Source organism: Gemmobacter sp. 24YEA27 (genome assembly GCF_030052995.1).
Lineage (GTDB): Bacteria > Pseudomonadota > Alphaproteobacteria > Rhodobacterales > Rhodobacteraceae > Pseudogemmobacter.
Genome location: NZ_JASJPW010000002.1, coordinates 359,305 through 383,917, shown reverse-complemented (window position 1 = coordinate 383,917; position 24,613 = coordinate 359,305). Strand labels below are relative to the sequence as shown.

The window sequence follows — 24,613 nt, the reverse complement described above, 5'->3', positions numbered from 1 at the left end:
TCCCGATCTCATCTTCAGCTGCCACTGAGGGGAATATCTGATGGCTGTCTTCCTGAACCTGCACCGTGCCGCGCCTGCTGTTCTGATCGCGGCTGCTGCCGGATCCGTTTTTGTCGGCAGCCTTCAGGCACGGCCCTATTCGGCGGTCGAGGTTCGGGGTGCCGAATTCATTGCAGCTGATGATATTGCGGCTGCCTGTGAGGTCGTAGCGGGCGAGTATGACTCCTCCGATATGAGCGCGGTCCGGGAATGCCTGATGAGCAGCGGCCAGTTTCGCAGCGTTGAGGTTCGGGGCGAGGGCGCGACCCTTGTGGTCGAGGTCAGCGAGCTGAATGACCGCCCCGGCCGGGTTGAGGTCGGTCTGGCTTATGACAGCCGCGATGGCGCGACGCTTAACCTTTACTTCGAGCGTTACAACCTTTTTCCGGGCACCTTTGGCTCAATTGATCTGCGGTTCGCCGAAGAGGTGCAGTCTTTCCGCACATCGCTTTATCGCGCGGATGCCTTTGGCGATCTGGATTTCGGGATTGATACCGAGATACGCAAGACCAGCTACAGCGATCAGGGTTTCACCGCAAAGCGGGTGCTGGTCGAGCCATATCTGGCACTTCCCTTTGCCTCGGGCGGCAGGGCGGAACTGGGGGTCGGCTATCGCCGCGACGATATGACGGATGTGGCCGCGGGCTCCAGCGTGCTTTTTGGCCGTGAGATGGGGGTCATTGACGCCCCCTATGTCCGCCTTGGCGTCAGCTTTTCGTCCAACCCCTCGAAAAATGGCGGGGCTGGCTTTGTGACCGGGCTTTCACTGTCACTGGACCAGTATTTCTGGGGGCTTGGCACCGATCAGAAGACATATGAGACCCGGATCGAGGCAGATGCGCGCTTTGCGCTGGCCGAGAAGACATCGCTGCTCGTCGGTCTGCGCGGCGGTATTGTTTCCGGCCAGAATGGTCATAACACACGCGCGTTGACCGTTTCTTTGTCGGTGGGGCCGATTTCAGGGGCTTCGCGCCGCGCGGCATCGGCCCGAAAGACGGCGACTGGTTCCTCGGCGCCAACAATTACTATGTGACCAGTGTCGAGTTGCAGCGTGAGATCGACCAGCTGCTCGGCACCACCGGGCGCGTCGGCGTCTTTGCGGATATCGGGTCGGCCTGGGGGCTGGATGATACGCTGGGCGGCACAGTCGATGACGGGAAATATATCCGCAGCTCGGTCGGCGTTTCGCTGACACTCGATCTGGGCAATATACCGGTGTCGCTCTTTGTGGCCAAACCGGTCGATTACCGGGATGGCGATGACAGGCAGAGCTTCGGTATCAGTTTCAGCACGTCATTCTGAGAGATCCGGCTGCGGCAGCAGGTCTGCCGCAGCCGGGCAGGATGCGTTCAGGCCAGTTTAAGATTGCGCGCCTGGATAACCGCCTGGGTCCGGTTTGTGACGCCCAGCTTGCGGCAGATCGATTTCACATGCATTTTGACGGTCGCTTCGGCCAGCCCCAGATTTTCGCCGATTTCCCGATTGGGCATGCCATCGGCTAGCAGGTTGAGAACCGAGACCTCGCGGTCTGAAAGGGGCGAGACGAAAGCCTTCTGTGTGGCTTTGTTCTCCTGGATCAGCTCAAGCGGGAAGTAGCGCTCTCCTGCCGCCATGAAGCGAATGGCATTTGTGAGGCTTTTCATCGAGGTTGTCTTCGGAACCAGACCGGCCGCCCCATTCCGGGTCATCTCATCGACAACACGCGGGGTAGGGCCCCGGTGATGATGCCGACCGGCTTCCCCGCATTCAATGCGGTAATCTGCTTCAGCGTTTCGACCCCATGCATCCCGGGCATGTCGAGATCCAGCAGGATGAGGTCGAATTCGCCGTTTTTCTTCAGTTGTTCTATCGCGCCGTCGACTGAGATCGCGGTGCTGAGCCTGATATCCGGGCTGTTCTCCAGCACGAGGCCGATGATTTCGAGGATCAGGGTATGGTCATCGGCGATGAGCACGCTGAGCGGCGCAGGTGCCGGATTGTTTTCACTCATCATGTCTCTCTCGTTGCCCTGTCAGAGTTGCCCTGTCAGGTGAATACCGCCGACTGCGACGATTGGATAAACGTCCATAAAAATCACATGCTCAGAAGATGGAATTGTCAAGACTTTAAGCAGGGATCCGGCCCAGCGGTTCAACAGCTTCTCCTTTTGGGCAGAGACCTCGCCGGTCGAACAAAACTTAAGACTTATGATCGGGATTACAGTCAGCTTTCGGCCGCATACTGCTGCAGCCGAACTTCCGTACTATGTGCCATCTCTTCCGCAAGATCCAGCGTCGCGGCATCGCATAGCCCCACGCGGGCGTCGATCTGCAGGCGCCGGAGTGCATATTCGACCCCTGCCAGCCCGGTAAGACCGGCAGACCCGATCGCTGAATGGATCCGTGCCCGCAGATTGTCGGGGATTTCCGGGCTGCGGGCGAGGTCAAAGACCTCGCGCGCCTCTTCAAGCGCGCGTTGCATGAAGACAAGCGTTGCAGGGCGTCCCATCTCTCCGGTCAGTTCAAGGACAAGTGCGTTGTTCAGCATGGTTTCGGGCGTCTGCATTCTGTTGATGGCCTGTTGGCGGGGCCGTGTCCCTTCTTTCGCATCCCTGAGAGCGAGGCGTAATTCCGACGGGCGAACGGGTTTGATAAGAATATGATCCATCCCCGCGGCGAGGCCGGATCCGTGGATCACCGAGCCGACATGTGCCGTAAGCCCGACGATAAGAAGATGTTCTTCGGCACTTTCCTCGCTGCGGATCTGGCGCGCGACTTCGATCCCGTCGATATCGGGCAAAGTGACGTCCAGCAGAACAACATCGATCTGATCTTTCTTTGATCTGACCCGCAGCAGCGCATCCATACCGTTGACGACGCCTTCGACTTCCGCGCCGGCATCGGTCAATGTCCGCAACAGGATTGCGAGATTTACGGGATTGTCCTCGACGACAAGGATCCTGAGCCCGGCAAGGCTGATAAATTCCGGACGGTCCGTGTTCTGATCCCCGCGCTGATCGTCCCGTGCCCTGGCGCCGGTAAGCGGAAAGGTGATGCGGAAAAGGGCGCCACGTTCTTTGCCCTGTCCCAGCTCGATCCGGCCGCGCAGGCGGCTGACCGCGCGGGACACAATGCCAAGCCCAAGCCCATACCCGTCTTTGCTGCCCGGTTGGAGGGGCCGTCCAGCGGTGCCGGGGCTGAGCACCAGCTTGCGCTCGGCCTCAGAAAAGCCCGGCCCGACATCTTCGACTTCCAGCGTTACAAGACTTTCAAAGCTGCCTTCGGTGGCCGCGATTTTCAGCCTTACGGTAATCGGGCCGTTCATATTGAAACGGTTCGCGTTTGTGATCAGGTTTTGCAACACCGCGCGCAACAGATGCGGTCCGCCGCTATGCCAGGCCTCACCTTCGGGCAGCTCGGCCAGGATAAAGTTATTGCTGCGCCGGCAGATCGGGTCGAGCAAACGGACCGTATCGCGCACGACGGCGACCAGGTCGAAATCGACCCGCGGTTCCGTATCTGCCGATACCCCGTCCATCCGCACCGTTTCCAGCAGATTGGCGACCTGATCAATGGCAAGCTGCGCGAGGGCGCCAAGCTCGGCCTCTCGGCCATCCTGCGTTTTGGCGTCTGTAAGACCATCCGCCGCAATGATCAGCGATTGCAAAGGGGCGCGCAGATCATGGGCCATATCGGTGATGCGTTCTGAAAGCGAGCGGTCCTCGGCAGACATGGCGCCACTGGTGACGCGCATCAGATAATAGCGGGCGAGCCCGGTTTCCGCCGGAATGACGTGCAGATCCGCAGTCTCTTCATGGCCGGGGCTGACGCTGCAGCTTCCGCGTGCCTGCGCTTCATCGCGCGCGCCTGCCCAATCCGCCGACCTGCCGAACCTGTGCCATTGCGCGACTTTCGCGGCTCCGGCCACAGCATTTGCAAGCAGGAGGTCTCCACTATCCGCAAATATTGCCGTGGCGCGGCTGTCGGTCGCGATAACCGCAGCAAGCAGATCCAGGATGTTGCCGGCGCAATCCGCTTTGGTCTGTGCCGGCTGGTGCGCCACTTTGGGAGGAATCACGTCATACTCCTTAAGATCTGCCGAATGTGTTTCTTCGTGGTTCAGTCTTCAACGCTCAGGCCCTTGCAGGCGGCTTGTGTCAGCAAAATACCGAATGACAAGGGGTTAATTGTTTCCTTTTTCGGGAAGCACTGTTCTTCCTGAGGTTGTTTTATCAGGCAAATCACAACCAGGAACCCCTGGATGCGGGCGATTTTCAAGAGATGTCCACCAGAGCAGGGAAATCGGGGGCATTCCGATGGCACCAGGTGCTGCCCGGCCAGGGTCCTTGCCCTCATCCTGATTGACATACCTACCCAATATCAATCATACATACTTTCGTAGCGTCATGCTAACCCCTACGATGCCGTAATCAACCAAGGGTGTGATGAGATGATAATTTTTATACTCGCTCTCGCAGTGCTTACGGAAATTCTTGTGGCAGGGGTTGTTTTTGCTTTGGGCGGGGGCTGGTTGCTCGCCCTCTTCATCGCCCAGGGGGCGGGATGTGCTGCGGTTCTGGGGCCGCACTAGTCGGAAGTGGGCTGCGGCACATCCATGAGACAGCGGGCGCAGAAAGCGCCGCCTGATCCAACAAACGTAACAAACCAATCTAGGACGAAGAACGATGGGACCCATTCGCATCAACGCCGACAAGCCCACTGACTTCCGGGTGACCGCCCGGCAGGACCAGGTACAGAAGTTCGTCCGCGAGGGCGACAACCTGGTTGTTCGGCTGGTGGACGGCAAAAGCATCATTATCACTGACTTCTTCGTCAAAGGACCGGATGGCGAAGTGAGCCGCCTGCTCTATGAAGATGGCACGTTCAGCGGTGTTGATGGAAATTCGCAGACCGTCGAAGAAGCTGTTGATGGCATCGGCACGGCCATGACCAATGAGGAAATGATTGCTCTTGGTGCCGCCGGCCTGGCTGGCATCGGGATCCTCGCCTCATCGGGCAGCAGCGATGCCGCGCCTGGCGATGGCGACGGCGATGGCGACGGCGACGGCGATGGCGATGGCGACGGCGATGGCGACGGCGATGGCGACGGCGATGGCGACGGCGATGGCGACGGCGACGGCGATGGCGATGGCGACGGCGATGGCGATGGCGACGGCGATGGCGATGGCGATGGCGACGGCGATGGCGACGGCGATGGCGATGGCGACGGCGATGGCGATGGCGACGGCGATGGCGACGGCGATGGCGACGGCGATGGCGACGGCGATGGCGATGGCGATGGCGACGGCGATGGCGACGGCGACGGCGATGGCGACGGCGATGGCGACGGCGATGGCGATGGCGATGGCGATGGCGACGGCGATGGCGACGGCGATGGCGACGGCGATGGCGACGGCGACGGCGATGGCGACGGCGATGGCGATGGCGACGGCGATGGCGATGGCGATGGCGATGGCGATGGCGACGGCGACGGCGACGGCGATGGCGACGGCGATGGCGACGGCGATGGCGATGGCGATGGCGACGGCGATGGCGACGGCGACGGCGACGGCGATGGCGACGGCGATGGCGACGGCGATGGCGATGGCGATGGCGACGGCGATGGCGACGGCGACGGCGATGGCGATGGCGACGGCGATGGCGATGGCGACGGCGATGGCGACGGCGATGGCGACGGCGATGGCGACGGCGACGGCGATGGCGACGGCGATGGCGACGGCGACGGCGACGGCGATGGCGATGGCGAACACAACTCCGTTCTCGGCGAAGTTCTCGAAGGCGTCAGCACAATCGCTCCAGCCCTGCTGAACGGCATCAGCGACGCTCTGACCAATCTCGGCAATGCGGATGTCAGTGCGACGGTGAATGGTCTGCTTGACACCGTGGCAACCGTTCTGGGTGGTGAGAATGGCCTGCTCGACACTGCCGGAGACGCGGTGGGTGAGCTGGTCTCCAGCGTCGAAGCCGGGCTGGCGGCTCTGCTTGAGGGGCTTGAAAGCGGCACGCCTCTGGCCGGTGCAGGCAACCTTCTGGCCGCATTGGTCGAAGGTATCCTGGGCGGTGATCCGGCAAGCGGCGAAGCCGGCGGCCTGATCCCGCATCTGGAAGGCGGCACTGCGGTGGCAGCTGCGGCTCTGGCAGCTGGTCTTGCCGAAGCCCTGGGTGCTTTGGACAGCCTCGACGTTGCCGGAGCGCTCGGCGCGGTCCTCACCGCGGTTGATGCGGCCCTGTTGCAGGAAGGCGCCCTGGTTGGCGAGGCCCTGGAAGGGGTGCAGGATCTGCTTGAGAACCTGCTCGGCGGCCTTGACGGCGCAGTCACGGATCTGACCAGCGGCGATGTGCTTGGTGCGGTCTCGACCCTGGTCGACGGTCTGCTCGCAGGTGTCCTCGGGGGCGGTGAAGGCGGCGGCGGCGGATTGCTGACCGGCTTGCTCGACGGCCTTCTGGGCGATCTGTTGGGGGATGACGGTCTGCTGGGTGGCCTGCTTGGCGGTATCGTTGGCGGCAATGGTGGCCTGCTCGGCGGCCTCATCGGAGAGAACGGCCTGCTTGGTGGTCTCCTGGGCGGTGAAGGCGGCCTGCTGGGGGGTCTCCTTGGCGGCGAAGGTGGCGGTCTGCTGGGCGGTCTTCTCGGTGGCGAGGGTGGCGGTCTCCTTGACGCAGTTCTCGGCGATGACGGTCTTCTCGGTGGCCTGCTCGGCAGTGACGGCGGCCTGCTGGGTGGTCTGCTCGGAGATAACGGCCTGCTTGGCGGTCTTCTGGGCGGCGGTGGCCTCCTCGGCGGGCTGTTGGGTGGCGCAAGCGGCGGTCTCCTGGACGGCATCCTTGGAGACCACGGCCTGGTCGGCGGTCTCCTCGGGGGCGAAGGCGATCTCCTGGGTGGCCTCCTGGATCCGATCCTTGGTGACAATGGCCTGCTTGGCGGTCTCCTCGGCGGTGAAGGTGATCTCCTCGGCGGTCTTCTGGATCCGGTCCTTGGTGACAATGGCCTGCTGGGCGGTCTCCTCGGCGGTGAAGGTGATCTCCTCGGCGGGCTTCTGGAGCCGGTCCTTGGTGACAATGGCCTGCTGGGCGGTCTCCTCGGCGGTGAAGGTGATCTCCTCGGTGGTCTTCTGGAGCCGGTCCTTGGTGACAATGGCCTGATTGGCGGTCTCCTCGGTGGCGACGGTGATCTCCTCGGCGGGCTTCTGGAGCCGGTCCTTGGTGACAATGGCCTGATTGGCGGTCTCCTCGGCGGCGACGGTGATCTCCTCGGCGGGCTTCTGGAGCCGGTTCTTGGTGACAATGGCCTGGTCGGCGGTCTCCTCGGTGGCGACGGTGATCTCCTCGGCGGCCTTCTGGAGCCGATCCTCGGTGACAACGGCCTCGTTGGTGGTCTGCTGGGCGACGATGGCCTGGTTGGCGGCTTGCTGGGAGATAATGGTCTGGTTGGCGGCCTTGTCGGCGGCCTGCTGGGTGGGAATGGTGGCCTTCTGGGCGGTCTCTTCGGGGGTAGCAGCACCCTCCTGGAAGATGACAGCCACGCAGGCGCCCTGCTCTCGTAACCGGGAGCACCCTCAGGAGCGGAACAACCCCCCGTTTCTGATACTGAGCTGCCGCACCCCCATGCGGCAGCTCATTTTATTTGTAGCCGGCGGGATTTTGTCGGAAGACTTCTGACGCAGAAGGCACAGAATGCGACGACACAGAATACAGGGACCGTTCTCGTGACAGAAATGATGCAGGCCAGCGCGACGGTGTCTGACCTCCAGGTCCTCGACAGTTTCCATGGCAGGGATACCTTTGGCCTTGTTCCAGGCGCGCCGGTCTGGCTGGCCTGGCGTTGCGCGGGACGTCAGATCGCAGCCGGTTGGTATGAGGCCGAGGATCTGGCGGCCGCCATCGCTCTGGCGCGGTCCGATCTTCCCGGGATGCCGCAGCCGGATGCGCTGGAGATCTGCGTGACGCGTGACTGGCAACCCGTCACGCCCGAGACTTTGACCACGTCATTTCCCAACAGCCTGCGCGGGCTGGTCGGCATGGAGATCCTGTCAGGCGGCAAGCTGACGCGGGTCGCGCCAACCCGTGCGATTGCCACAAACCGCGCGCCTTTTCGCGAGATTGAACGGCTTGCGAAACTGAAACGCATCACGCCCGAGGCCTATGCGCAGTCCGCCCGGATCCGCCGTTTCAGCGCCGATCAGTTCCTGCTGCTTATTCCCGAAGACAGATGTGTCAGGCTTTGGCGCGGCGGGCATATTCAGCCGGCGGAAAAAGTCGATGCGCCTCTGTTGCAGCAGACGATTGACGGGCTGATCGGATGGATGCGGCAAAATCTGCACCCCGATGGCCGGATGACCTATAAATACTGGCCGAGCCGGGGCGCCGAGTCGAAAGCGGATAATACAATACGCCAGTTCATGGCCACCGTGGCGCTCGGCCGGATTGCGATGCGCAGCGGATCGGCTGCGGATGCCAGCGGCGCGCAGGCCAGCCTGGCCTATAACCTCGACCGGTTTTACGCGGAAGAAGATGGTCTCGGCATGATCATTTTCGAAGGCAAGGCAAAGCTCGGGGCCATGGCGCTGGCGGCACTGGCGATCCTTGAGTTTCGCGAGGCCGGCCTCATCGAGCCGGCGGGGTATGAGGTGCCCTTTGCCGCCCTTTGCGCCGGCCTTTTTCATCTCTGGCAGGAGGATGGCGCCTTTCGCACCTTCCTGAAGCCGCCGGATCGCAACGACAATCAGAATTTCTACCCGGGCGAGGCGCTGCTGTTTCTGGCGACGCTGCACCGTAAGACCCGCGATCCGGATCTGGCCCGCCGCTGTATGGCCAGTTTCCGCTATTATCGCGACTGGCATCTGGCGGATCCGAACCCGGCCTTTGTTCCCTGGCACAGCCAGGCCTGTGTGATGCTCTGGGAAGATCTCGGTGCATCGGAGCTGGCGGAGTTCGTGTTCAGTCGGAATGACTGGATCTTGCAGATGCAGCAATGGGGCGGTCGGCTGCATCCGGATTTTCAGGGGCGGTTCTACAATCCGGACCGCCCGGATTTCGGGCCGCCACATGCCTCCTCGACCGGGGTCTATATGGAAGGGCTTGCCGACGCCTGGCGCCTGGCGCAGCGCCTCGGCGATGCTGCGCGCGCAGAGCGTTACGCCACAGCCTTGCGGCGCGGCTTGCGCGCGATCCGGCAGCTCCAGTTCCGCGACAGGAGGGTTGACGGGTTCTACATCAGCCGGCCCGAGGCGGTCATGGGAGGATTGCGCACCGAGGCCTATAACAACGAAATCCGGGTGGATAATGTTCAGCATTGCCTGATGGCGCTGCTCAAACTTGAAAGAGACGCGGATTTCAACTGGTCAGGCGGGGTCTGATCTCGGGGGCGCCCGGGTTAAATCCTCTACAGATCAGAGGGTTGAGACCTGGAGACGAAGCTTGCGCTGTTCCATCTGCATGGCCTTGCGCAGGAGCCTCGGCTGAAGATCATCCGGAGCGCCCCCGCCGAACTTGCGGCAGGTCTCGTGAAACTCAACCTGGCTCTCCGGATCCGTCAGGTCGTGCTCTTCCGGCGGCCGGGGGGGCGAGCCCGATATACGCCTGGTACGGCTACGGCGGCGCCAGCGAATGAGGGTCAGCAGATACAGACAGGTTACGATCCCCTGAATCAGCAGAACCTGATCGAAGCCGGTCAGAAAACAGATAGCAGCGATTACCGCGCCCGCGAGCCACATCAGAGGAAAAATCGCCATTGACCGGGTGTCCCTGCAACTGATCCTGTCATAGAATAGCAAAAGATTATTAATATATACTATAGTTTGTCAAGTGATCTTTGGTGCAGATCTGTCCGGCCGCCAGGGCTTCGGCTACAGAGGCCTTCGCCGCAGTTCTTCGCGCTGAACCTTCTGCCCGCGATGCGTGCTATCTGCGCTGCTGCCCTGTGGCAGTGGCCAAGCCATGGCCGGGTGGCCCCATACAGGCCTTCGCGTTTCTCGGGGGCGAAGTCTGGCCGCAGTGACGAAGACCGCTGCCTGGGGGCGGAAATCCTGCGCTATGAGGCGCGCGAGGGTCTCTCTGGTAACCCGGAAAGGGGCGCACCATTATAGTGCTTAACTCTGTTGCTCAGGTTGGTTACGGGTCTGCCTTTGTGCGGGTTTCCGCCGGGGGCACCGGTCTGGCGGGGCAGAAGCACATGCAAATCCCTGTTTATGCGCTAACAGCGTGCAACAGGATCAGAAATCTCTTGCGGGGCGCAGTTCAGGAAGCCCTGCAACCGGATGAGGAACGGGCACAGCATGGCGCTGAATGACGGGTCGGGGTCGGGGGCAGCAGCATCGCCGCGCCGGGGTAAGGTCTACATCTGGCTGGGGGCGTTCGTGATTGCTGCTGGCGCCGGCCTGTTCTTTCTGCGCCCGTCGGCCGAGGTCACAGCTGCGCAGGAAGTGTCAGCGGAGACGCCTGCCGCTCTGGTGATGCAGCTTCTGCCCTCCGAGCTTTATGATGTGAGGACCGGTACGCTCAGCGATACGGTGCAGGTCACCGGGTCGCTGGTCCCCGCACGTGCGCTTTCCATCCCGGCCGAAGTCTCCGGGCGGATCGACACGGTGAAGTTCCGCGTCGGCGACCAGGTTGCGGAAGGCGCTGAACTGGCAACGATTGACGTGGAAACGCTGCGCAACCGGCTCGAACAAAGCCGTGCCACCGCCGAGGCGACCCGCGCCCAGCTGGTGCTGGCCGAGGCGCAGCTGCAACGCACCACCGATCTGGTGCGGCGGGGTGTTTCCTCGACCTCTGCGCTTGAGACCGAAGCGGCCAATCTCAGCCAGATCGAGGCGAATTACACCGCACTGATGCGTCAGGTCGAGACCGCGGAAGATGACCTCTCCAAGGCAAAGATCACGGCCCCTTTCTCGGGTGTGATCTCGGCGCGTTCCGTCGATCCCGGCACCTATGTCACCCTTGGCACCGAGCTTCTGGGGCTGGTCGACATGACAGCGCTGGATCTGGAGGGCGGCGTGCCAGCGGTTCATGCGCCACGGCTGCGCATCGGGCAGCGGGTCGATCTGGTGGTTGACGGTCTTGCGGATCATCATTTCGAGGGCGTCATCGACCGGATCGCCCCTGTCGCCGTCTCAGGCACGCGCGTGCTGCCGGTTTTCGCGCGGATCGAGAATGCCGATGGGCTGCTGAAAGGTGGCATGTTCGCCTCCGGCACGCTGGTGCTCGAAGAAGCGACTGACGGGATCGGCATTCCCGCTGACGCGCTTCGCGAAGATGAGGCGGGCAACTATGTCCTGAAAATCACCGGCGACAAAGCGAGCCGCCAGGCGGTTGAAGTGGGCCGCAGCTGGAACCGGGGGCGCGTGGTCGAGATATCTGCGGGTCTCAGCCCCGGCGATACGATCGTGGCCTTGAATATGGAGCGGTTGCAGGCCGGCGCAACGGTCTCGCTGGTGGGGCGCTGAGCGATGTTTCTGACCCGCATCGCCGTCCGCCAGCCTGTCTTTGCCACCATGATCATGGTGGCGATCTGTGTGATTGGCATCTTTTCCTACAGCCGCCTGCCGATTGACGAACTTCCGGAAGTTGACTTCCCGGTCGTGGCTGTTGTGACCTCGTATCCGGGGGCGACCCCCGAGGCGGTGGAAAAAGACATTATCGAGCCGATCGAGGACTCTGTCTCGACGCTTTCCGGGATCGACACCATCACCTCGACCGCGCAGACCGGGTCGGCGATGGTGCTGATCATGTTCGATCTGGAGGTCGACAGCGCCAGTGCCGCCCAGGATGTGCGCGACCGCGTCTCGCAGATCGCGGCGAGCCTGCCCGACACTGCGACCGACCCGCGTATCCTGCGCTTTGACCCGTCCGAGATGCCGATCCTGTCGATCGGCCTTTCCTCGCAGACGCTGAGTGCAGGCACGCTGACCACGATTGCGGAAGATGAGATTTCAACCCGCATCTCGAATATCAGGGGCGTGGGCCAGGCGACCGTGGTGGGCGGGCTCCCGAATGAAGTGCAGATCCGCCTTGATCCTTTGCGCCAGACCGCGCTGGCGGTGGGCGCCGTGCAGGTGACCTCAGTTCTGCGCGATGCCAATGTCGATCTGCCGGCGGGATCGGTCACCGATGCGTCCACCAGCCAGTCGGTCCAGGTCGAAGGGCGGATCCCCGATCTTGCCGGGTTCGAGGATCTGATCATCGGCCAGCGCGGCGGTTTCCCGATCCGGCTTGGCGATCTGGCGATGGTTGGCACCGATCTGGCCGAGGCCGAGAGCCTTGCCATGATCGACGGACGCCGCGCGATCACCATCGATGTGCTGAAGACGCAAGGCACGAACACCGTGGCCGTGGCCGAGGCCGTGCGCAAAGATATCGCCGCGATGCAGGCCGATCCGGCATATGAAGGGATCGAAATCGCCCTGATCCGCGACAATGCGGTGCCGGTGGAACAAAGCTTCGCCGCCGTGCAGAGCATGCTGATCGAGGGCGCGATCCTTGCCACGGTGATCGTGTTCCTGTTCCTGAATTCCTGGCGTTCGACCGTGATCACCGGGCTGACGCTGCCGATTTCGATCATCGGCACCATGGCGGCGGTCTATTTCATGGGGTTCACCCTCAATATGATGACGATGATGGCGCTGTCTTTGTCCATCGGCATCCTGATTGATGACGCCATCGTTGTGCGCGAAAACATCATGCGCCATCTGCATATGGGCAAAAGCCACGAACAGGCGGCGCTCGATGGCACCAGCGAGATCGGCCTTGCGGTGCTTGCGACCACGCTCTCGATCGTCGCGGTCTTCCTGCCAGTGGCGTTCATGGAGGGTATTCTTGGCCGCTTCTTCCTGCAATTCGGGGTGACGGTCTCGGTCGCGGTGATGATCTCGATGTTCGTCTCTTTCACGCTCGATCCGATGATGTCGGCGGTCTGGTATGACCCGGCATCCGAGCCTGGCGCGAAACGCGGCCCCATTGGCCGTGCAGTGGCCCGCTTCGACATCTGGTTCGAGGGGCTGATTTTGAGATATCGCGGCGTGCTGGCCTGGGCGCTCTCCTGGCGCAAGACCACGCTTTCGGTGGCGGGGCTGACTTTTATCGGCGGGCTGATGCTGTTTCCCTTTATCGGCGCGGAATTCGCGCCCCCTTCGGACAATTCCGAGGTGCAGGTCGAGATGGAACTGCCCATCGGCACGCCGCTTTTGCGCACCGAGGCCAAGATCGCCCAGGTCGATTCGGTTTTGCGGCAATTCCCCGAGGTGATCGGCACCTATGCAACCGTTGGCTCCAGCGGGGCAGCCGGGCAGAACCAGGCAACGATCACCGCGCGCCTCTCGGCCCCCACCACGCGCGAGCGTGATCCTACGGCCCTGGCAGCGCCCATGCGCGCGGCGCTGGAACAGATCCCTGGCGCGCGGTTCCGGGTCGGCGCGGGTGGCGGCATGGGCGGCGGCGTGAGCGCCCCGGTCGAAGTGAAGCTGTTCGGCCCCGATCTGAATGTTCTCAAACGTCTCGCGGATGAACTGGCCGAAAAATTTGAAGAGGTGCCGGGGCTTGTCGATGTGCGCACCTCGCTTGATGAGCCGCAGCCCACGCTGGGGATCCAGGTCCATCGCGAGGCGGCCTCGGATCTGGGTGTCACGCTGTCGCAGGTCGGTCAGGCCCTGTCGCCGATGATCGCGGGCGAGACCGTCTCGGAATGGACCGCGCCGAATGGCGACAGCTATGATGTGGTCGTGCGGCTGCCATCCGAGTATCGCGAGGATATCACCAGCCTCAGCAGCCTGCCGATCACCGCGACAGCGGATGGCAGCGGTATCGTCCGCCTGGACCAGATCGCAACGGTCGAACCCTCGCAAAGCGCAGGCGAGATTACCCGCGAGGATGGGAGCCGCTCGGTCAGTGTCACGGCGGGGCTTGATGGCATCGACATTCTGACTGCATCCACCGGCATTCAGGCGGCGCAGGATGCGCTTGATCTGCCGCCGGGCTACCGGATCGGCACCGGTGGCGATGCCGAAAGCATTATGGAATCGGCGGTCTCGGCGCTGGTGGCGCTTTTGCTCGCCATCATCTTCATCTACCTCGTGCTCGCCTCGCAATTCGGCAGTTTCCTGCAGCCGATTGCCATCATGTCCTCACTGCCGCTGGCGCTGGTGGGGGTGATGCTGGGTCTGCTGATCGGCGGCAGCACGCTGAACATATTCTCGGTGATCGGGTTCATCATGCTGATGGGGCTGGTGGTGAAGAACGCAATCCTGCTCGTCGACAATGCCAATCACCATCGCCGCGACGGGATGGAAGTGCGCGAGGCGCTGATAGAGGCAGGCGCTACCCGCTTCCGGCCTATCGTGATGACCACGCTTGCGATGATCTTCGGAATGATCCCGCTTGCGGTGAACCTGCATGGCGGCACCTCGCAGAATGCGCCCATGGCCCATGCGGTGATCGGGGGCTGATCTCGTCTTCGATCCTCACGCTGGTCGTGGTGCCGGTGCTGCTGACCTATATCGATGGCTTCCAGCGTCTGATCCGCCCCTGGCTGCCGCGCGCGCCTGACAGTCATGTGGCCTGATCGCGGCCCGGAAGCCATTTGAAGTGCCCGCCAATTGATGCAACGGCCCCAAAAACCCATGACCCAGGTCAGATTGCAAAGAGAAGGGGCCCGGTTGAGCGACACGGATCCTATGTGCATGGCCGGCAAAAGAAAGCCTGAACGGTGAGCGATGAAGCGAGCCCTCCCCATCGCTCAGCCTGTCCGAAAGGCCGATTAGAGCAGCGGTCATTGACAAGCTTAAGTCGATGCGAAAGTATACGGCGTATACTCCGAGGGAAATCTATGGTTACGGGACATGTCTTCATTGCGGCAAGCCTGGATGGCTTTATTGCTACTCGTGAGGGTGATGTAAGCTGGCTGACCCCGAATGGTGCCGAAAGTGAAGATCACGGCTACAGCGCCTTCTATGCCAGCATTGATGGTATCATCATGGGACGCGGGACATGGGCAGTGGTATCGCGCTTTGACCCCTGGCCGTTCGACAAACCAGTCATTGTTCTGTCCGGATCTCTGACGCAGGACGATGTTCCGGATATGTTGCGCAGCGGCGTGCGCATCTGGAATATGCCCCCGCGCGAGGCGATGAAAAAGCTTGCCGCCGAGGGGTGGAAGAAAGCTTATATCGATGGTGGGAAACTCATCCAGTCGTGCCTTGCCGAGGATCTGATCCAGGACATCATTCTGACCCGCGTACCAGTTTTGCTTGGCGCCGGTTTGCCGCTTTTCGGGGATCTTCCAGGCATGAAAGCACTGAAGCACTTGCACAGCAAAAGCTTCGCTTCCGGGCTGGTCCAGTCGCATTACCAGATTGGCTCGTGATTATAAGGGATTGAACATGAAGGGCCGGCTGTCCTCCTCAAAGATTGTTGAAGCCGCGCGGGCCAGTATTGAAACTCATGGCGCGAGTTCTTTCAGCATCAGGACGCTCGCAAGCGCTTTAGAAGTAAGTCCGATGGCGCTTTATCGGCACACAGGGGATCGCTCGCGCCTCCTGGGGCTTGTCGTCGATCTGGTGCTGAGTGAGCACGTCAACAGGCTGGAGGCAAACCAGGAAGAAGTATCATTTCAGACCCTTGCGCGTTCATACGGAGCCCTGGTGATGTGCAATCCACAGGTTTTCATCGCATATATAGGCGATCAGAATGCCAAAAGTGCTGAAGCGGAACGCCTGTCAGATCGAATGGTCGCAATACTGATCGAAGAAGGGCAAAATGCCCGGGATGCCAGGATCATGCGCGATATTGTCGTTGACCACGCACACGGATACCTTCTGGCGACAACGGCACACACAAACCCAGCGGCTGTTGATGATCTTTTTGAAGGCTATGATCTGGCAAGCGGCTTCCTGATCACTCGGCTCACACAGGCGCCTTTGAATGATCGCCGAGGGCTCTGACTTTATGACCTGCTACCGGTTTAGTGGACAGCAGGGCAAGTTAGCATAGCGCTGGCTTTGAACTCCATTGGGCTGAGCTAGCCCAGTTTCGAGTGACGCCGACGCGGGTTGCAGAAGTTCTCCGTCGCGGAATTATCCCGCCCAACCCATCATCAGAGTCCAGATCGGCCATCTGGGTCAGATCCGCGCGGTGTTGCCTGACCTGAAATGCTGGGCACGGCGCAGGCCGCGCCGCGCTGTCATCAGACACATGTGCAGGTTTTGACAGTCATCACCTGGCAGAGGCTACTGTCTGCGACACCGGTTCTGTTCCAGGATCAATCGCTCGAGGCAGGCCTGGATTTCGCGGCGCGCATCAGGTGCGACACGCAGGCCGAGTTTGCTTCGACGCCAGATGACATCATCAAGTGTCGTGGCAAATTCATGCTCAACCATCCAGCGCAGTTCAGCCTCATGCAGGCCGCCCCCGAGATCGGTGCCCGGTCCCTTTTCCATTATCGCCCCGGCCTCGGTGCCATAGGCCCGGATCAGTCTTCGGGCAGTGGCGGGTGCAAGCTGCGGATGCCGCCGGGTCAGGGCCTGTGCCATGGCACCCGCTTTTTGCGGGTCGAAATCTCCACCCGGCAGCGGCGCCCTGGCAGTCCAGGCGGCCTTGCAGCTGGTGAAGAGGGGCGCGATCAGATCGACCGCAGCCTCGGAGAGCTTTCGATAGGTGGTAATCTTGCCGCCCAGAACGGTGAGCAGCGGGGCGCGGTCATTCTGTTCCAGGTCGAGCGAATAGTCCCGGGTGGCGGATCGGGCGTCACCCGCACCATCATCCAGCAGCGGCCGCAGCCCGGCATAACGCCAGACCACATCCGAGGGCAGGACCGGCTTTTCGAAACAACGGCTGACAAAATCGCACAGATAGCGGACCTCTTCATCCGAGCAGTCCACCTGATCAGGCGAGCCTCGGTGATCGACATCCGTCGTGCCGATCAGCGTGAAATCCTCATGATAGGGAATGGCAAAGACGATGCGGCCGTCAGGGCCCTGCAAGATATAGGCGCGGTCATGGCCGAAGATGCGGGGCACCACGATATGGCTGCCGCGCACCAGCCGCACCCCGCGCTCGGACCTCGGAGACAGTTTTGCACTGATCCCGGCGACCCAAGGCCCGGCGGCATTGACAACCAGCCGCGCGCGCAGTGTTTCCGGCCCTTTCGGGCCAATAACATCGACCTCCCAGAAATTGGCCTGACGCCTTGCGGCGACGACCTCGCTGCGGGTCCGGATGTCCGCGCCCAGCCTTTGGGCATCGCGCGCATTCAGCACGACCAGCCGGGCATCATCGACCGCCGCATCCGAATATTCCCATCCTTTCCGGAACGCGCCGTTCAGCGCCTCGCCCGCCTCATCCTTTCGCAGATTAAGCCGACGGGTCGGTGGCAGGATCTTGCGCCCGCCCATATGGTCATAGAGGAAAAGGCCCAGTCGTATCACAAAGGCGGGGCGACGATCCCTGAGCCATGGCATGAACCGGCCCAGCAAACGCGACGCTGGCGTGCCCCCCTCGAACCGCATCGACGGGTGAAAGGGCAGGACGAAGCGCATCGGCCGCGCGATATGGGGCATGGCCGCCAGCAGGGTCTCCCTTTCGCGCAGGGCTTCGCGCACGAGACGGAATTCGAAATATTCCAGATAGCGAAGCCCACCATGGAACAGCTTGGTCGAGCGCGACGACGTGCCTTCAGCGAGATCGTTCTTTTCGCAAAGGATAACCTTCAGGCCACGCCCCGCAGCGTCCCGCGCGATGCCGCAGCCGTTCACACCACCGCCCACAATCAACATATCCGCTATCGGCTTCGCCATCTGTCATCCTGTTTTCTGCTTCGCCCGCCTGATGTCGACGAGATTGCCTTGCGGGCGGTCTGTATTGGTCTCGGCCGGTGCCGATTGCGCAGTGTCGGCGGCACTGCGCGCCATGGTCATGAAGGCATCGATCGACCCGATCGACCGGCGCTCTTTCAGGCAGGCGGCATAGGAATGGGTCACCGGCTTTTCTCCGGCGAGCGGCAGGCTCACCAGCCGCGGATCGCTGTCGAATTCGGTGCGCGAAATAATCCCGATGCCCAGACCGGCAGCGGTGGCCTCGATCATGGAATCCCGCGCAAGTTCCATAACCACCGAGGGCCGGACACTGCGCTTTTCGAGGATCCCCTCAAAGGCACGCCGGGTCATGGAGCCGCTTTCGCGCCAGATCATGCGCACCCCGTCGAGCTCTTCGACCATGATCTTCTGCCGCTGTGCCCAGGGATGCGCGACCGGCAGCAGCAGCATGACCTCATGTTCGCCCAGAGCCACATCATCAAGCCGGGGATCCGCGTAATCGCGCCCGAGGATCGCAACATCCACCTTGTAGTCGATCAGCTTACGGTAAATCCGGTCCGAGCTGCCGCTTTCCAGCGTGACATGGACCAGCGGGAACCTGTCACTGTAGCCTGCCAGCAGCTTCATCACGAAAAACGGCCCCACAGTCCCGATATGCAGTCTTCCGGCGATCTCGGGCCGGCTGGTCAGCAATGCATGGGCTCTTTGTTCCAGCGCAAAGATCTGGCGGGCGATCAGCATCAGTGCATCGCCCTCTGTCGTCAGCTCGACGCCGGAAGGGGTTCGCAAGAAAAGCTGCCTGCCATATGTCTCTTCAAGCGATTTCACCTGGGTGGTGACCGTCGGCTGCCCGATGCACAGCAGATCCGCCGCTTTGGTGAAGCTCAGCTCGCGCCCCACCGCAAAGAAAGAGCGCAGCTGGTTGAAGTTGATGTAATTCAGACGTTCCCTTGTAAGCATAGTCCTGTTCCTCCCTGGCCTGCCGGTGTTCCGGTCAGCTCGATGACTGCAGCCATGATCGACGAGTAAGGGCGACGAATCTCAAGGGGAATCGTGTAGTGATTGAGGCCGGGCAGCTCACGACAGGAACAATCATGGCCGGCTTGCACCATGCGGGCGGTGTGGCTGAAGGTCTGACCCCGGAACCCTGCGCTTTCATCCGCCCCGACAATCATCTGCACCCTTGCGGATGGCAGCGGCAGCCGCGCAGGGCTCAGGCTCCGGACATCCTGGCGGGTCAGCTTCAGCGCGTTGTCGAGGCTGGTGCCGCGCAAGGGATCAAGATCACAGATCGGGCTGATGGCGACCACACCACGCAAGGGAACAGATTGCGGTGAAAGCGCGGTCATCAGTGCCAGATGTGCCCCCGCAGAATGACCTGCGGCGATCCAGCCCGAGGGGGCAAGGCCAGCCGCAGTTGCGGCCTCTGTGGCGGCTTTCACTGCGATACTGGCTGCGGCAACAATTGCGCTCAGCGAAGCCTCTGGCGCCAATGGATAGCCGGGCAGGGCGACATTGAATCCGGCGCGGACCAGGGGGTCTGCAACAAAGGCAAAGCGTTCGCGAGAAAGAGACTGCCAGTACCCGCCATGAAAAAAGACCACCAGCGGCGCCCCCGGCTGGCCGGGAAAAAGGTCGAGCGCTTCACGCGGATGGTCACCATAGTGCAGGCCGCGCTGTACTTTCAGCGTCGCATAGGCCCGCTCGCTTTCGCTGTCCATCCGGGCATAGACCTCGCCGCGCTCGGGATGGCGGTCACGAAACACCCAATCCGCTTCATCTTCGTGTGCCATGGTTCAGACCAGACTGACGACAGAGCGCACGGATGCCCCGGCGCGCATCAGATCAAACCCCTCATTGATCCGGGCGAGGGGCATCCGGTGGGTGATCTGTCCTTTCAGGTCGATCTCACCCGCCATATAGCGGTCGATCAGCGCGCCCAGCCCGCTCCGGCCTTTGATGCCGCCGAAATAGCTTCCCAGCAGCGATTTGCCGTAACGCACCTGGACCGGCGGCACGGAAAGGGCAGACCCGGGCGGCTCTACCCCCAGAAGCACCGCCTTGCCCCAGGCCGGCACCGCCGCATCGAGGGCCTGGCGCATGACGGAAAGCACGCCGGTACATTCAAACGCCACGTCGACGCCGCCCCCGGTCAGGTCGCGGATCTCGGTGACCGTGTCGCGGCCAGCCGGGTCCGGGCGGATGAAATGGGTCATGCCATAGCTCTGGGCGAGGGGGTCTTGCTGTCGGACAGGTCGATGCCGATGATCTGGCTGGCGCCGGCGATACGCGCGCCCTGAATGATATTAATGCCGATACCGCCCAGCCCGAAAACCGCAACGCGGTCGCCTGGCCGCACCTCAGACAGCGCGGCCCCGACACCCGTGGTGACGCCGCAGCCGAACAGGCAGACCTCATTCAGGGGGGCATCCTGGCGGATCCGGCACAGGGCGATTTCCGGCACGACCGTATAACGCGAGAAGGTCGAGGTGCCCATGAAATGGTGGATGACCTCACCATCGCGGCTGAAGCGCGCGCTGCCCTCGGGCATCACGCCGCGGTCACGGGTGGGTTTGATCGTCCAGCACAGATTGGTGCGGTCTGACCGGCACATGGTGCAGTCACCGCATTCAGGCCCGTAAAGCGGGATGACATGGTCGCCAGGCTTCAGCCCGGTGACGCCCGGGCCGGTTTCCACCACCCGTCCCGCGCCTTCATGGCCGGGGATCAGCGGATAGACCGCCGTGGCATTCGCGCCTTCAAGCGCAGTCAGATCGGTATGGCAGAGGCCGGTATAGTCGATCTCGACCAGAACCTCGCCAGCGCGGGGCGGGGCGACCATGACTTCGGCAATCTCCAGCGGGCGGCCCGCCGCAGTGCAAATCGCTGCGGATGAACGGATCATCTTTGCGTCTCCGTAAAGAACTGGAAGGGATCAGATGCGCCGGAAACCAAGCGCAGAGAGGGTGTCGGCGGCAATTCTGCCATCCCGGCGAAAGGCCTCGCGGGCGGCGCGCATGACCTTGGGGGCATTGACGAAAACCGCCTGATGCAGGCAATCGTCGCGCATGAGAAAGGCCCCATAGCCGGGGCGGAAGGCCTCACCCGACTGCCAGAGCTCGCCATCTGCGACCGGCTGCCCGATGAACTGGATGCGCTGACCCAGTTGCTCGGTCCAGAAAGACGGTGCGCCCGGGGGCGGGGGCGGGGGCGCATCAAGGATAGCAGCGGCGGCGGCAATGGCGCTGTCTTCGGCGTTGCGCCAGGATTCCAGCCTGATGCCGGCCATTTCTGCCGTGCCGGAGCGCTGGCGGGCAACATCGCCGATTGCGAAGATCTGCGGGTCAGAGCTGCGGCCAGCCGCGTCGGTCAGGATCCCGTCGGCAAGATCAAGCCCTGCCTCCCGGGCCAGCGTGTCACGCGGTGTGCCGCCCATGCCCAGAACAACGGTTTTTGCCGAGATATGGCTGCCATTCTCCAGACTCAGCCGGACGCCGTCGCCCTCTGCTGCGACGTCAGCCACCCCGGTCCCGAGATGCAGGCGTGAACCCTCTGCCTCATGCAAGGTGGCGATCTGTCGGCCAAGGGCCTCTGGCAGGGCGCGCATCAGCGGCAGGGGTGCCTTTTCGATGATATCGACGGCGCAGCCCAGCTGACGGGCGGATGAGGCCACTTCCAGTCCGATAAAGCCTGCCCCGATCAGCGCGACACTGCCCGCGCCGGTTTCCTGGCGCAGACGGGCACGCAATGCGCGCGCCTCGTCCAGTTTGTGCAGGCAGAGCACACGGTCTTCCATTCCGTCAAACAGGGCCAGCCTGCGTGGGGCCAGACCGGTGGCGAGGACGAGAATGTCATAGGCCTCGTCGCTGCCATCCTCCAGCCGCACCCGCCCCGCATTGCGGTCAATCGCGACCGCCTGACGCAAAGGGCGGAACTCCACGCCCTCCAGATCAGGCAGAATAGAGGGCAGCGCTGGTTCCACCGGCTCGGTCAGCATCGATTTCGAGAGCCAGGGCCGCTCATAGGGCGGATGGGCCTCTTCGCCGACCAGCACCATCTGACCCCTGTGCCCCAGAGATTTCAGCTGTCCGATCAGCCGCCCGGCCGAATGGCCGGACCCGATGACGACAATTCTGGCAGTTCCGGCAATCCGGCCCGCATCCATGCTCATCGTGCTTGCCTTTTCTCGCGCTGAAGGCGCAGCACTTCGGCCAGGATCTCGCGATGGACCTGGATATAGCCGCGGCTGACATGTTTCAGATGCGGCTGCACATGGTCATGCAACTGGCCAAGCGCATGGAACGGGACCGAGGATGCCAGGTGATGTTCGGCATGGAAGGGCATGTTCCAGTAGAGCTTGCGGAAGATCGGATTGGCCAGCGTGGTGCGGGTATTTGCCAGCAGGTCCGGGCTTTCCTCGGCACCGGTATGTTCGGCCATGCGGATGGCGCGCAGAACGGGCTCGCCCAGAAAGCGCGGGATCAGCCAGTAGGTCAGCGCAATCATGCTGCCGTAATAGACCGAGGCCGCAGCAATCGTGATGTAAAGCAGAACATCAAGCCGGATTTCCAGCGAAACACGGCCGCGCACGCTTTCGGGCAGGAAGCTTTTCTCTTCCTCATTATAGCGCCCGGTCGCGCCGCGCCACAAAGTGCCCAGCAGTTTCGGCCAGAAAGACGCGCCCAGTACCAGACGGAAATACTCGCGCAGCGAGGTGGGGAAGGGCACGATATCTGGGTCGAGATCATCATGCTGCGTATAGGTGTGATGCGCGGCATGGCGGTATTTGAAGTAAAGGAAGGGCCTGAGCGTCGCCGTCGCAATGGCGATGCCGACGAGGTAGTTCAGCCAGCGCGATCTGAAGGCCGTGCCATGCGAACATTCATGCAGTGGCGCAAAAGTCAGCACGATAATCGTGCCGTAAAGCACCATGGCCGGGATCTGCAGCCAGAGATTGCCCGAGGCCAGCCAGACCAGAAAACCGGTTACCGCCAGCGCCGAGATATGCACCGCAAGGTTGACCAGTCCAGGCCCATTGCTGCGTGCCCGCAACTCTTTGAGTTTGCTGCGCGAAATCATTTCCGCGCCAGTGAGCGGCCAGACATTGCTGCCGATCCCGCCAATGCCAGCATAGCTGGCAGAGCCGTTTCCATCCATTCGAGAATCCTCCTCTCAGACTAAGCCTCTGTCAGGCTACAGGGCCGGCTTTCAGGCGTTAAATTCATGTTCTGCATGGGGTTATTGCTTTCACCCCGACCGGGCATCTGCCCGGCATGTTTCACGAGAAGAAGCAGGCCGTGATCCGTTCCACATCAAAGGCATCGCGGGTGAATTCGCCGGTGATGCGGCCGCGGCTCATCACAACAATACGGTCGCAGACCTGCATCATTTCCTGCAGCTCGGTTGTCATAACCAGCAGCCCGCGCCCCTCTTCGGCAAGGCTGCGCAGGGCGCCCCAGATCTCACTTTTCGCGCCAATATCGACACCGCGCGTGGGATCTTCGGCGATCACCACGCGGCCGGGCTTCGTCATCCATTTCGCGATGACGATCTTTTGCTGATTGCCGCCCGAAAGCTGCCCCGCGCGCTGACCCGGTCCGCTGGCGCGGATGCCAAGACGGCGCATCAGATCAAGGCTCATCCGTCGCGCCGCACTGCGCCGGATCAGGCCGAGCCGCGACAGGCGGTCAAGTTCGGTCATGGTGATATTCTCGCCGACCGACATGCCCAGGACGAGCCCCTGTTCCTTGCGGTCCGCCGGCATATAGGCCACGCCCGCCCGGATCGCCGCCATAGGCGAGGTGAGGCGGGGGCTGTTGCCGTCAATGCGGATCGCCCCGCTTTGCAACGGCACAGTGCCGAAAATCGCCTGGGCCAGTTCCTCGCGGTGGCAGCCCAGAAGCCCCGCGACCCCGACGATTTCGCCGGCATGGACCCGCAATGAGACATCTTTCAGCCTGCCGCGTGTTACGGCGCGCTCGACCTCCAGCACCGGGGCGCCGATCGGTCGGGCTGACCAGGCGAACCCGTCACCCGCGCGGTTGGTGCCAACCATGTAAGAGACGATCCCCTCTTCGGTCATACCGTTCAGGTCACGGGTGACGACATGACGCCCGTCGCGCAGCACGGTCATGCGGTCGGCAAGCTCCAGCACCTCGTTCAGACGATGCGAGACATAGATGATGCCCAGCCCGCGATCTCTGAGGCGGCGCACCACCCCAAGCAGGCGCTGCACCTGGTCGTCATCCAGAGAGGCGGTTGGTTCATCCAGCACGATGATGCGCGGATCGCTGGCCAGCGCCTTGCAGATTTCGACGATCTGCTGTTCGGCCAGGCCCAGAGTGCCCAGGATGCAGTCCGGATCCAGATCCAGTCCGACCATGGCCAGCAGCTCGCGGGTGCGGTCCCGGGTAGCGGCGCGGTCGATCCTGCCGCCGGCCCGCCGGATCTCACGGCCCAGCCAAATATTCTGCGCCACGCTCAGATTGCCGCACAGCACCAGCTCCTGGTGAACCATAGCCAGCCGCGCCGCAATCGCGGCCGCAGGGCGCGCGAACTGCACCTCGCGGCCTGCGATCAGGATCTTGCCCTCATCCGGGCGCAACAACCCGTTCATGCAGGAGAGCAGTGTCGATTTGCCTGCGCCGTTCTCGCCAAGCAGCGCATGGACCTCGCCCGCCTGCAGATCAAGGCTGACATCATGGAGCGCACGCACGCCGGGAAAGGACTTGCCGATCCCGCGCAGTTCCAGCAAGGGCGCAGACATATCCATGC

At 62.4% G+C, this 24,613-nt stretch carries 19 protein-coding genes and 1 pseudogene; 7 read left to right on the top strand and 13 right to left on the bottom strand.

The features are described 5' to 3' along the window. Nucleotides 1–40: 40 nt before the first annotated feature. Both QNO18_RS19380 and QNO18_RS19375 read left to right on the top strand, forming a co-directional pair. The gene (locus QNO18_RS19380; RefSeq protein ID WP_283179170.1) at nucleotides 41–1,072 is read left to right on the top strand and encodes a hypothetical protein; all 1,032 of its coding nucleotides are present in this window, start codon (nucleotides 41–43) and stop codon (nucleotides 1,070–1,072) included. Then, nucleotides 1,021–1,341: a BamA/TamA family outer membrane protein gene (locus QNO18_RS19375; RefSeq protein WP_283179281.1), complete on the top strand. Its 321-nt coding sequence runs from the start codon at nucleotides 1,021–1,023 to the stop codon at nucleotides 1,339–1,341. The genes QNO18_RS19380 and QNO18_RS19375 overlap by 52 nt, the downstream gene beginning before the upstream one ends. Before the next feature lie 47 nt (nucleotides 1,342–1,388). Here QNO18_RS19375 and QNO18_RS19370 read toward each other — a convergent pair whose 3' ends face one another. The 5 genes from QNO18_RS19370 to QNO18_RS19350 all read right to left on the bottom strand — a co-directional run bounded on the left by QNO18_RS19370 (nucleotide 1,389) and on the right by QNO18_RS19350 (nucleotide 7,561). After that, nucleotides 1,389–1,682, bottom strand: a complete 294-nt coding sequence (locus QNO18_RS19370; protein WP_283179169.1) for a response regulator transcription factor — start codon at nucleotides 1,680–1,682, stop codon at nucleotides 1,389–1,391. A 41-nt stretch (nucleotides 1,683–1,723) separates the two neighbouring features. After that, nucleotides 1,724–2,029 carry a response regulator gene (locus QNO18_RS19365; RefSeq protein WP_283179168.1) on the bottom strand — a complete coding sequence of 102 codons (306 nt, stop codon included), beginning with the start codon at nucleotides 2,027–2,029 and terminating at the stop codon, nucleotides 1,724–1,726. A gap of 212 nt (nucleotides 2,030–2,241) precedes the next feature. After that, nucleotides 2,242–4,095 carry a hybrid sensor histidine kinase/response regulator gene (locus QNO18_RS19360; protein WP_283179167.1) on the bottom strand — a complete coding sequence of 618 codons (1,854 nt, stop codon included), beginning with the start codon at nucleotides 4,093–4,095 and terminating at the stop codon, nucleotides 2,242–2,244. A 41-nt stretch (nucleotides 4,096–4,136) separates the two neighbouring features. After that, nucleotides 4,137–4,295, bottom strand: coding sequence for a hypothetical protein (locus QNO18_RS19355; RefSeq protein WP_283179166.1), 159 nt, complete (start codon nucleotides 4,293–4,295; stop codon nucleotides 4,137–4,139). Nucleotides 4,296–5,026: 731 nt separating this feature from the next. Then, the gene (locus QNO18_RS19350; RefSeq protein ID WP_283179165.1) at nucleotides 5,027–7,561 is read right to left on the bottom strand and encodes a hypothetical protein; all 2,535 of its coding nucleotides are present in this window, start codon (nucleotides 7,559–7,561) and stop codon (nucleotides 5,027–5,029) included. A 183-nt stretch (nucleotides 7,562–7,744) separates the two neighbouring features. On the opposite strand from QNO18_RS19350, the gene QNO18_RS19345 reads away from it, so the two are divergent. Then, complete coding sequence (locus tag QNO18_RS19345) at nucleotides 7,745–9,394, top strand: hypothetical protein (protein ID WP_283179164.1); 1,650 nt, start codon at nucleotides 7,745–7,747, stop codon at nucleotides 9,392–9,394. 33 nt (nucleotides 9,395–9,427) lie between these two features. Here the strand turns inward: QNO18_RS19345 and QNO18_RS19340 are convergent, their stop codons facing one another. Beyond that, entirely contained in the window at nucleotides 9,428–9,751 is a 324-nt protein-coding gene (locus QNO18_RS19340; RefSeq protein ID WP_283179163.1) for a hypothetical protein, read from the bottom strand. A 561-nt stretch (nucleotides 9,752–10,312) separates the two neighbouring features. Here QNO18_RS19340 and QNO18_RS19335 point away from each other — a divergent pair. From QNO18_RS19335 to QNO18_RS19320, 4 genes are all read left to right on the top strand, one after another. Then, nucleotides 10,313–11,482, top strand: a complete 1,170-nt coding sequence (locus QNO18_RS19335) for an efflux RND transporter periplasmic adaptor subunit (RefSeq protein ID WP_283179162.1) — start codon at nucleotides 10,313–10,315, stop codon at nucleotides 11,480–11,482. A gap of 3 nt (nucleotides 11,483–11,485) precedes the next feature. Beyond that, nucleotides 11,486–14,476, top strand: a complete 2,991-nt coding sequence (locus QNO18_RS19330; RefSeq protein WP_283179161.1) for an efflux RND transporter permease subunit — start codon at nucleotides 11,486–11,488, stop codon at nucleotides 14,474–14,476. A 380-nt stretch (nucleotides 14,477–14,856) separates the two neighbouring features. Beyond that, nucleotides 14,857–15,393 (top strand): dihydrofolate reductase family protein, encoded by a 537-nt coding sequence (locus QNO18_RS19325; protein WP_283179160.1) that lies wholly within the window; start codon nucleotides 14,857–14,859, stop codon nucleotides 15,391–15,393. A gap of 16 nt (nucleotides 15,394–15,409) precedes the next feature. Continuing rightward, nucleotides 15,410–15,970, top strand: coding sequence for a TetR family transcriptional regulator (locus QNO18_RS19320; protein ID WP_283179159.1), 561 nt, complete (start codon nucleotides 15,410–15,412; stop codon nucleotides 15,968–15,970). 285 nt (nucleotides 15,971–16,255) lie between these two features. Here the strand turns inward: QNO18_RS19320 and glpD are convergent, their stop codons facing one another. The 7 genes and pseudogenes from glpD to QNO18_RS19285 form a co-directional block, all read right to left on the bottom strand. Continuing rightward, entirely contained in the window at nucleotides 16,256–17,821 is a 1,566-nt protein-coding gene (glpD, locus tag QNO18_RS19315) for a glycerol-3-phosphate dehydrogenase (protein ID WP_283179158.1), read from the bottom strand. A gap of 3 nt (nucleotides 17,822–17,824) precedes the next feature. Continuing rightward, complete coding sequence (locus QNO18_RS19310) at nucleotides 17,825–18,799, bottom strand: LysR substrate-binding domain-containing protein (protein ID WP_283179157.1); 975 nt, start codon at nucleotides 18,797–18,799, stop codon at nucleotides 17,825–17,827. Further along, a complete protein-coding gene (locus tag QNO18_RS19305) occupies nucleotides 18,778–19,632 on the bottom strand; it encodes an alpha/beta hydrolase (protein ID WP_283179156.1) in 855 nt (284 codons plus the stop codon). Before QNO18_RS19305 ends, QNO18_RS19310 begins: the two co-directional genes overlap by 22 nt. Before the next feature lie 3 nt (nucleotides 19,633–19,635). Continuing rightward, a pseudogene (locus QNO18_RS19300) lies at nucleotides 19,636–20,741 on the bottom strand (alcohol dehydrogenase catalytic domain-containing protein). Between the two features lie 33 nt (nucleotides 20,742–20,774). Then, nucleotides 20,775–22,010: an FAD-dependent oxidoreductase gene (locus tag QNO18_RS19295; protein WP_283179155.1), complete on the bottom strand. Its 1,236-nt coding sequence runs from the start codon at nucleotides 22,008–22,010 to the stop codon at nucleotides 20,775–20,777. Then, nucleotides 22,007–22,996, bottom strand: a complete 990-nt coding sequence (locus QNO18_RS19290; protein ID WP_092903036.1) for a fatty acid desaturase — start codon at nucleotides 22,994–22,996, stop codon at nucleotides 22,007–22,009. Before QNO18_RS19290 ends, QNO18_RS19295 begins: the two co-directional genes overlap by 4 nt. A gap of 121 nt (nucleotides 22,997–23,117) precedes the next feature. After that, complete coding sequence (locus tag QNO18_RS19285) at nucleotides 23,118–24,611, bottom strand: sugar ABC transporter ATP-binding protein (protein WP_283179154.1); 1,494 nt, start codon at nucleotides 24,609–24,611, stop codon at nucleotides 23,118–23,120. Between the last annotated feature and the right edge of the window lie 2 nt (nucleotides 24,612–24,613).

Coding starts and splice junctions, on each gene's coding strand:
- QNO18_RS19380 (WP_283179170.1), top strand. CDS start 41: ATGGCTGTCTTCCTGAACCTGCACCGTGCCGCGCCTGCTGTTCTGATC.
- QNO18_RS19370 (WP_283179169.1), bottom strand. CDS start 1,682: ATGAAAAGCCTCACAAATGCCATTCGCTTCATGGCGGCAGGAGAGCGC.
- QNO18_RS19365 (WP_283179168.1), bottom strand. CDS start 2,029: ATGAGTGAAAACAATCCGGCACCTGCGCCGCTCAGCGTGCTCATCGCC.
- QNO18_RS19340 (WP_283179163.1), bottom strand. CDS start 9,751: ATGTGGCTCGCGGGCGCGGTAATCGCTGCTATCTGTTTTCTGACCGGC.
- QNO18_RS19335 (WP_283179162.1), top strand. CDS start 10,313: ATGGCGCTGAATGACGGGTCGGGGTCGGGGGCAGCAGCATCGCCGCGC.
- QNO18_RS19330 (WP_283179161.1), top strand. CDS start 11,486: ATGTTTCTGACCCGCATCGCCGTCCGCCAGCCTGTCTTTGCCACCATG.
- QNO18_RS19325 (WP_283179160.1), top strand. CDS start 14,857: ATGGTTACGGGACATGTCTTCATTGCGGCAAGCCTGGATGGCTTTATT.
- QNO18_RS19320 (WP_283179159.1), top strand. CDS start 15,410: ATGAAGGGCCGGCTGTCCTCCTCAAAGATTGTTGAAGCCGCGCGGGCC.
- glpD (WP_283179158.1), bottom strand. CDS start 17,821: ATGGCGAAGCCGATAGCGGATATGTTGATTGTGGGCGGTGGTGTGAAC.
- QNO18_RS19310 (WP_283179157.1), bottom strand. CDS start 18,799: ATGCTTACAAGGGAACGTCTGAATTACATCAACTTCAACCAGCTGCGC.
- QNO18_RS19305 (WP_283179156.1), bottom strand. CDS start 19,632: ATGGCACACGAAGATGAAGCGGATTGGGTGTTTCGTGACCGCCATCCC.
- QNO18_RS19295 (WP_283179155.1), bottom strand. CDS start 22,010: ATGAGCATGGATGCGGGCCGGATTGCCGGAACTGCCAGAATTGTCGTC.
- QNO18_RS19290 (WP_092903036.1), bottom strand. CDS start 22,996: ATGGATGGAAACGGCTCTGCCAGCTATGCTGGCATTGGCGGGATCGGC.
- QNO18_RS19285 (WP_283179154.1), bottom strand. CDS start 24,611: ATGGATATGTCTGCGCCCTTGCTGGAACTGCGCGGGATCGGCAAGTCC.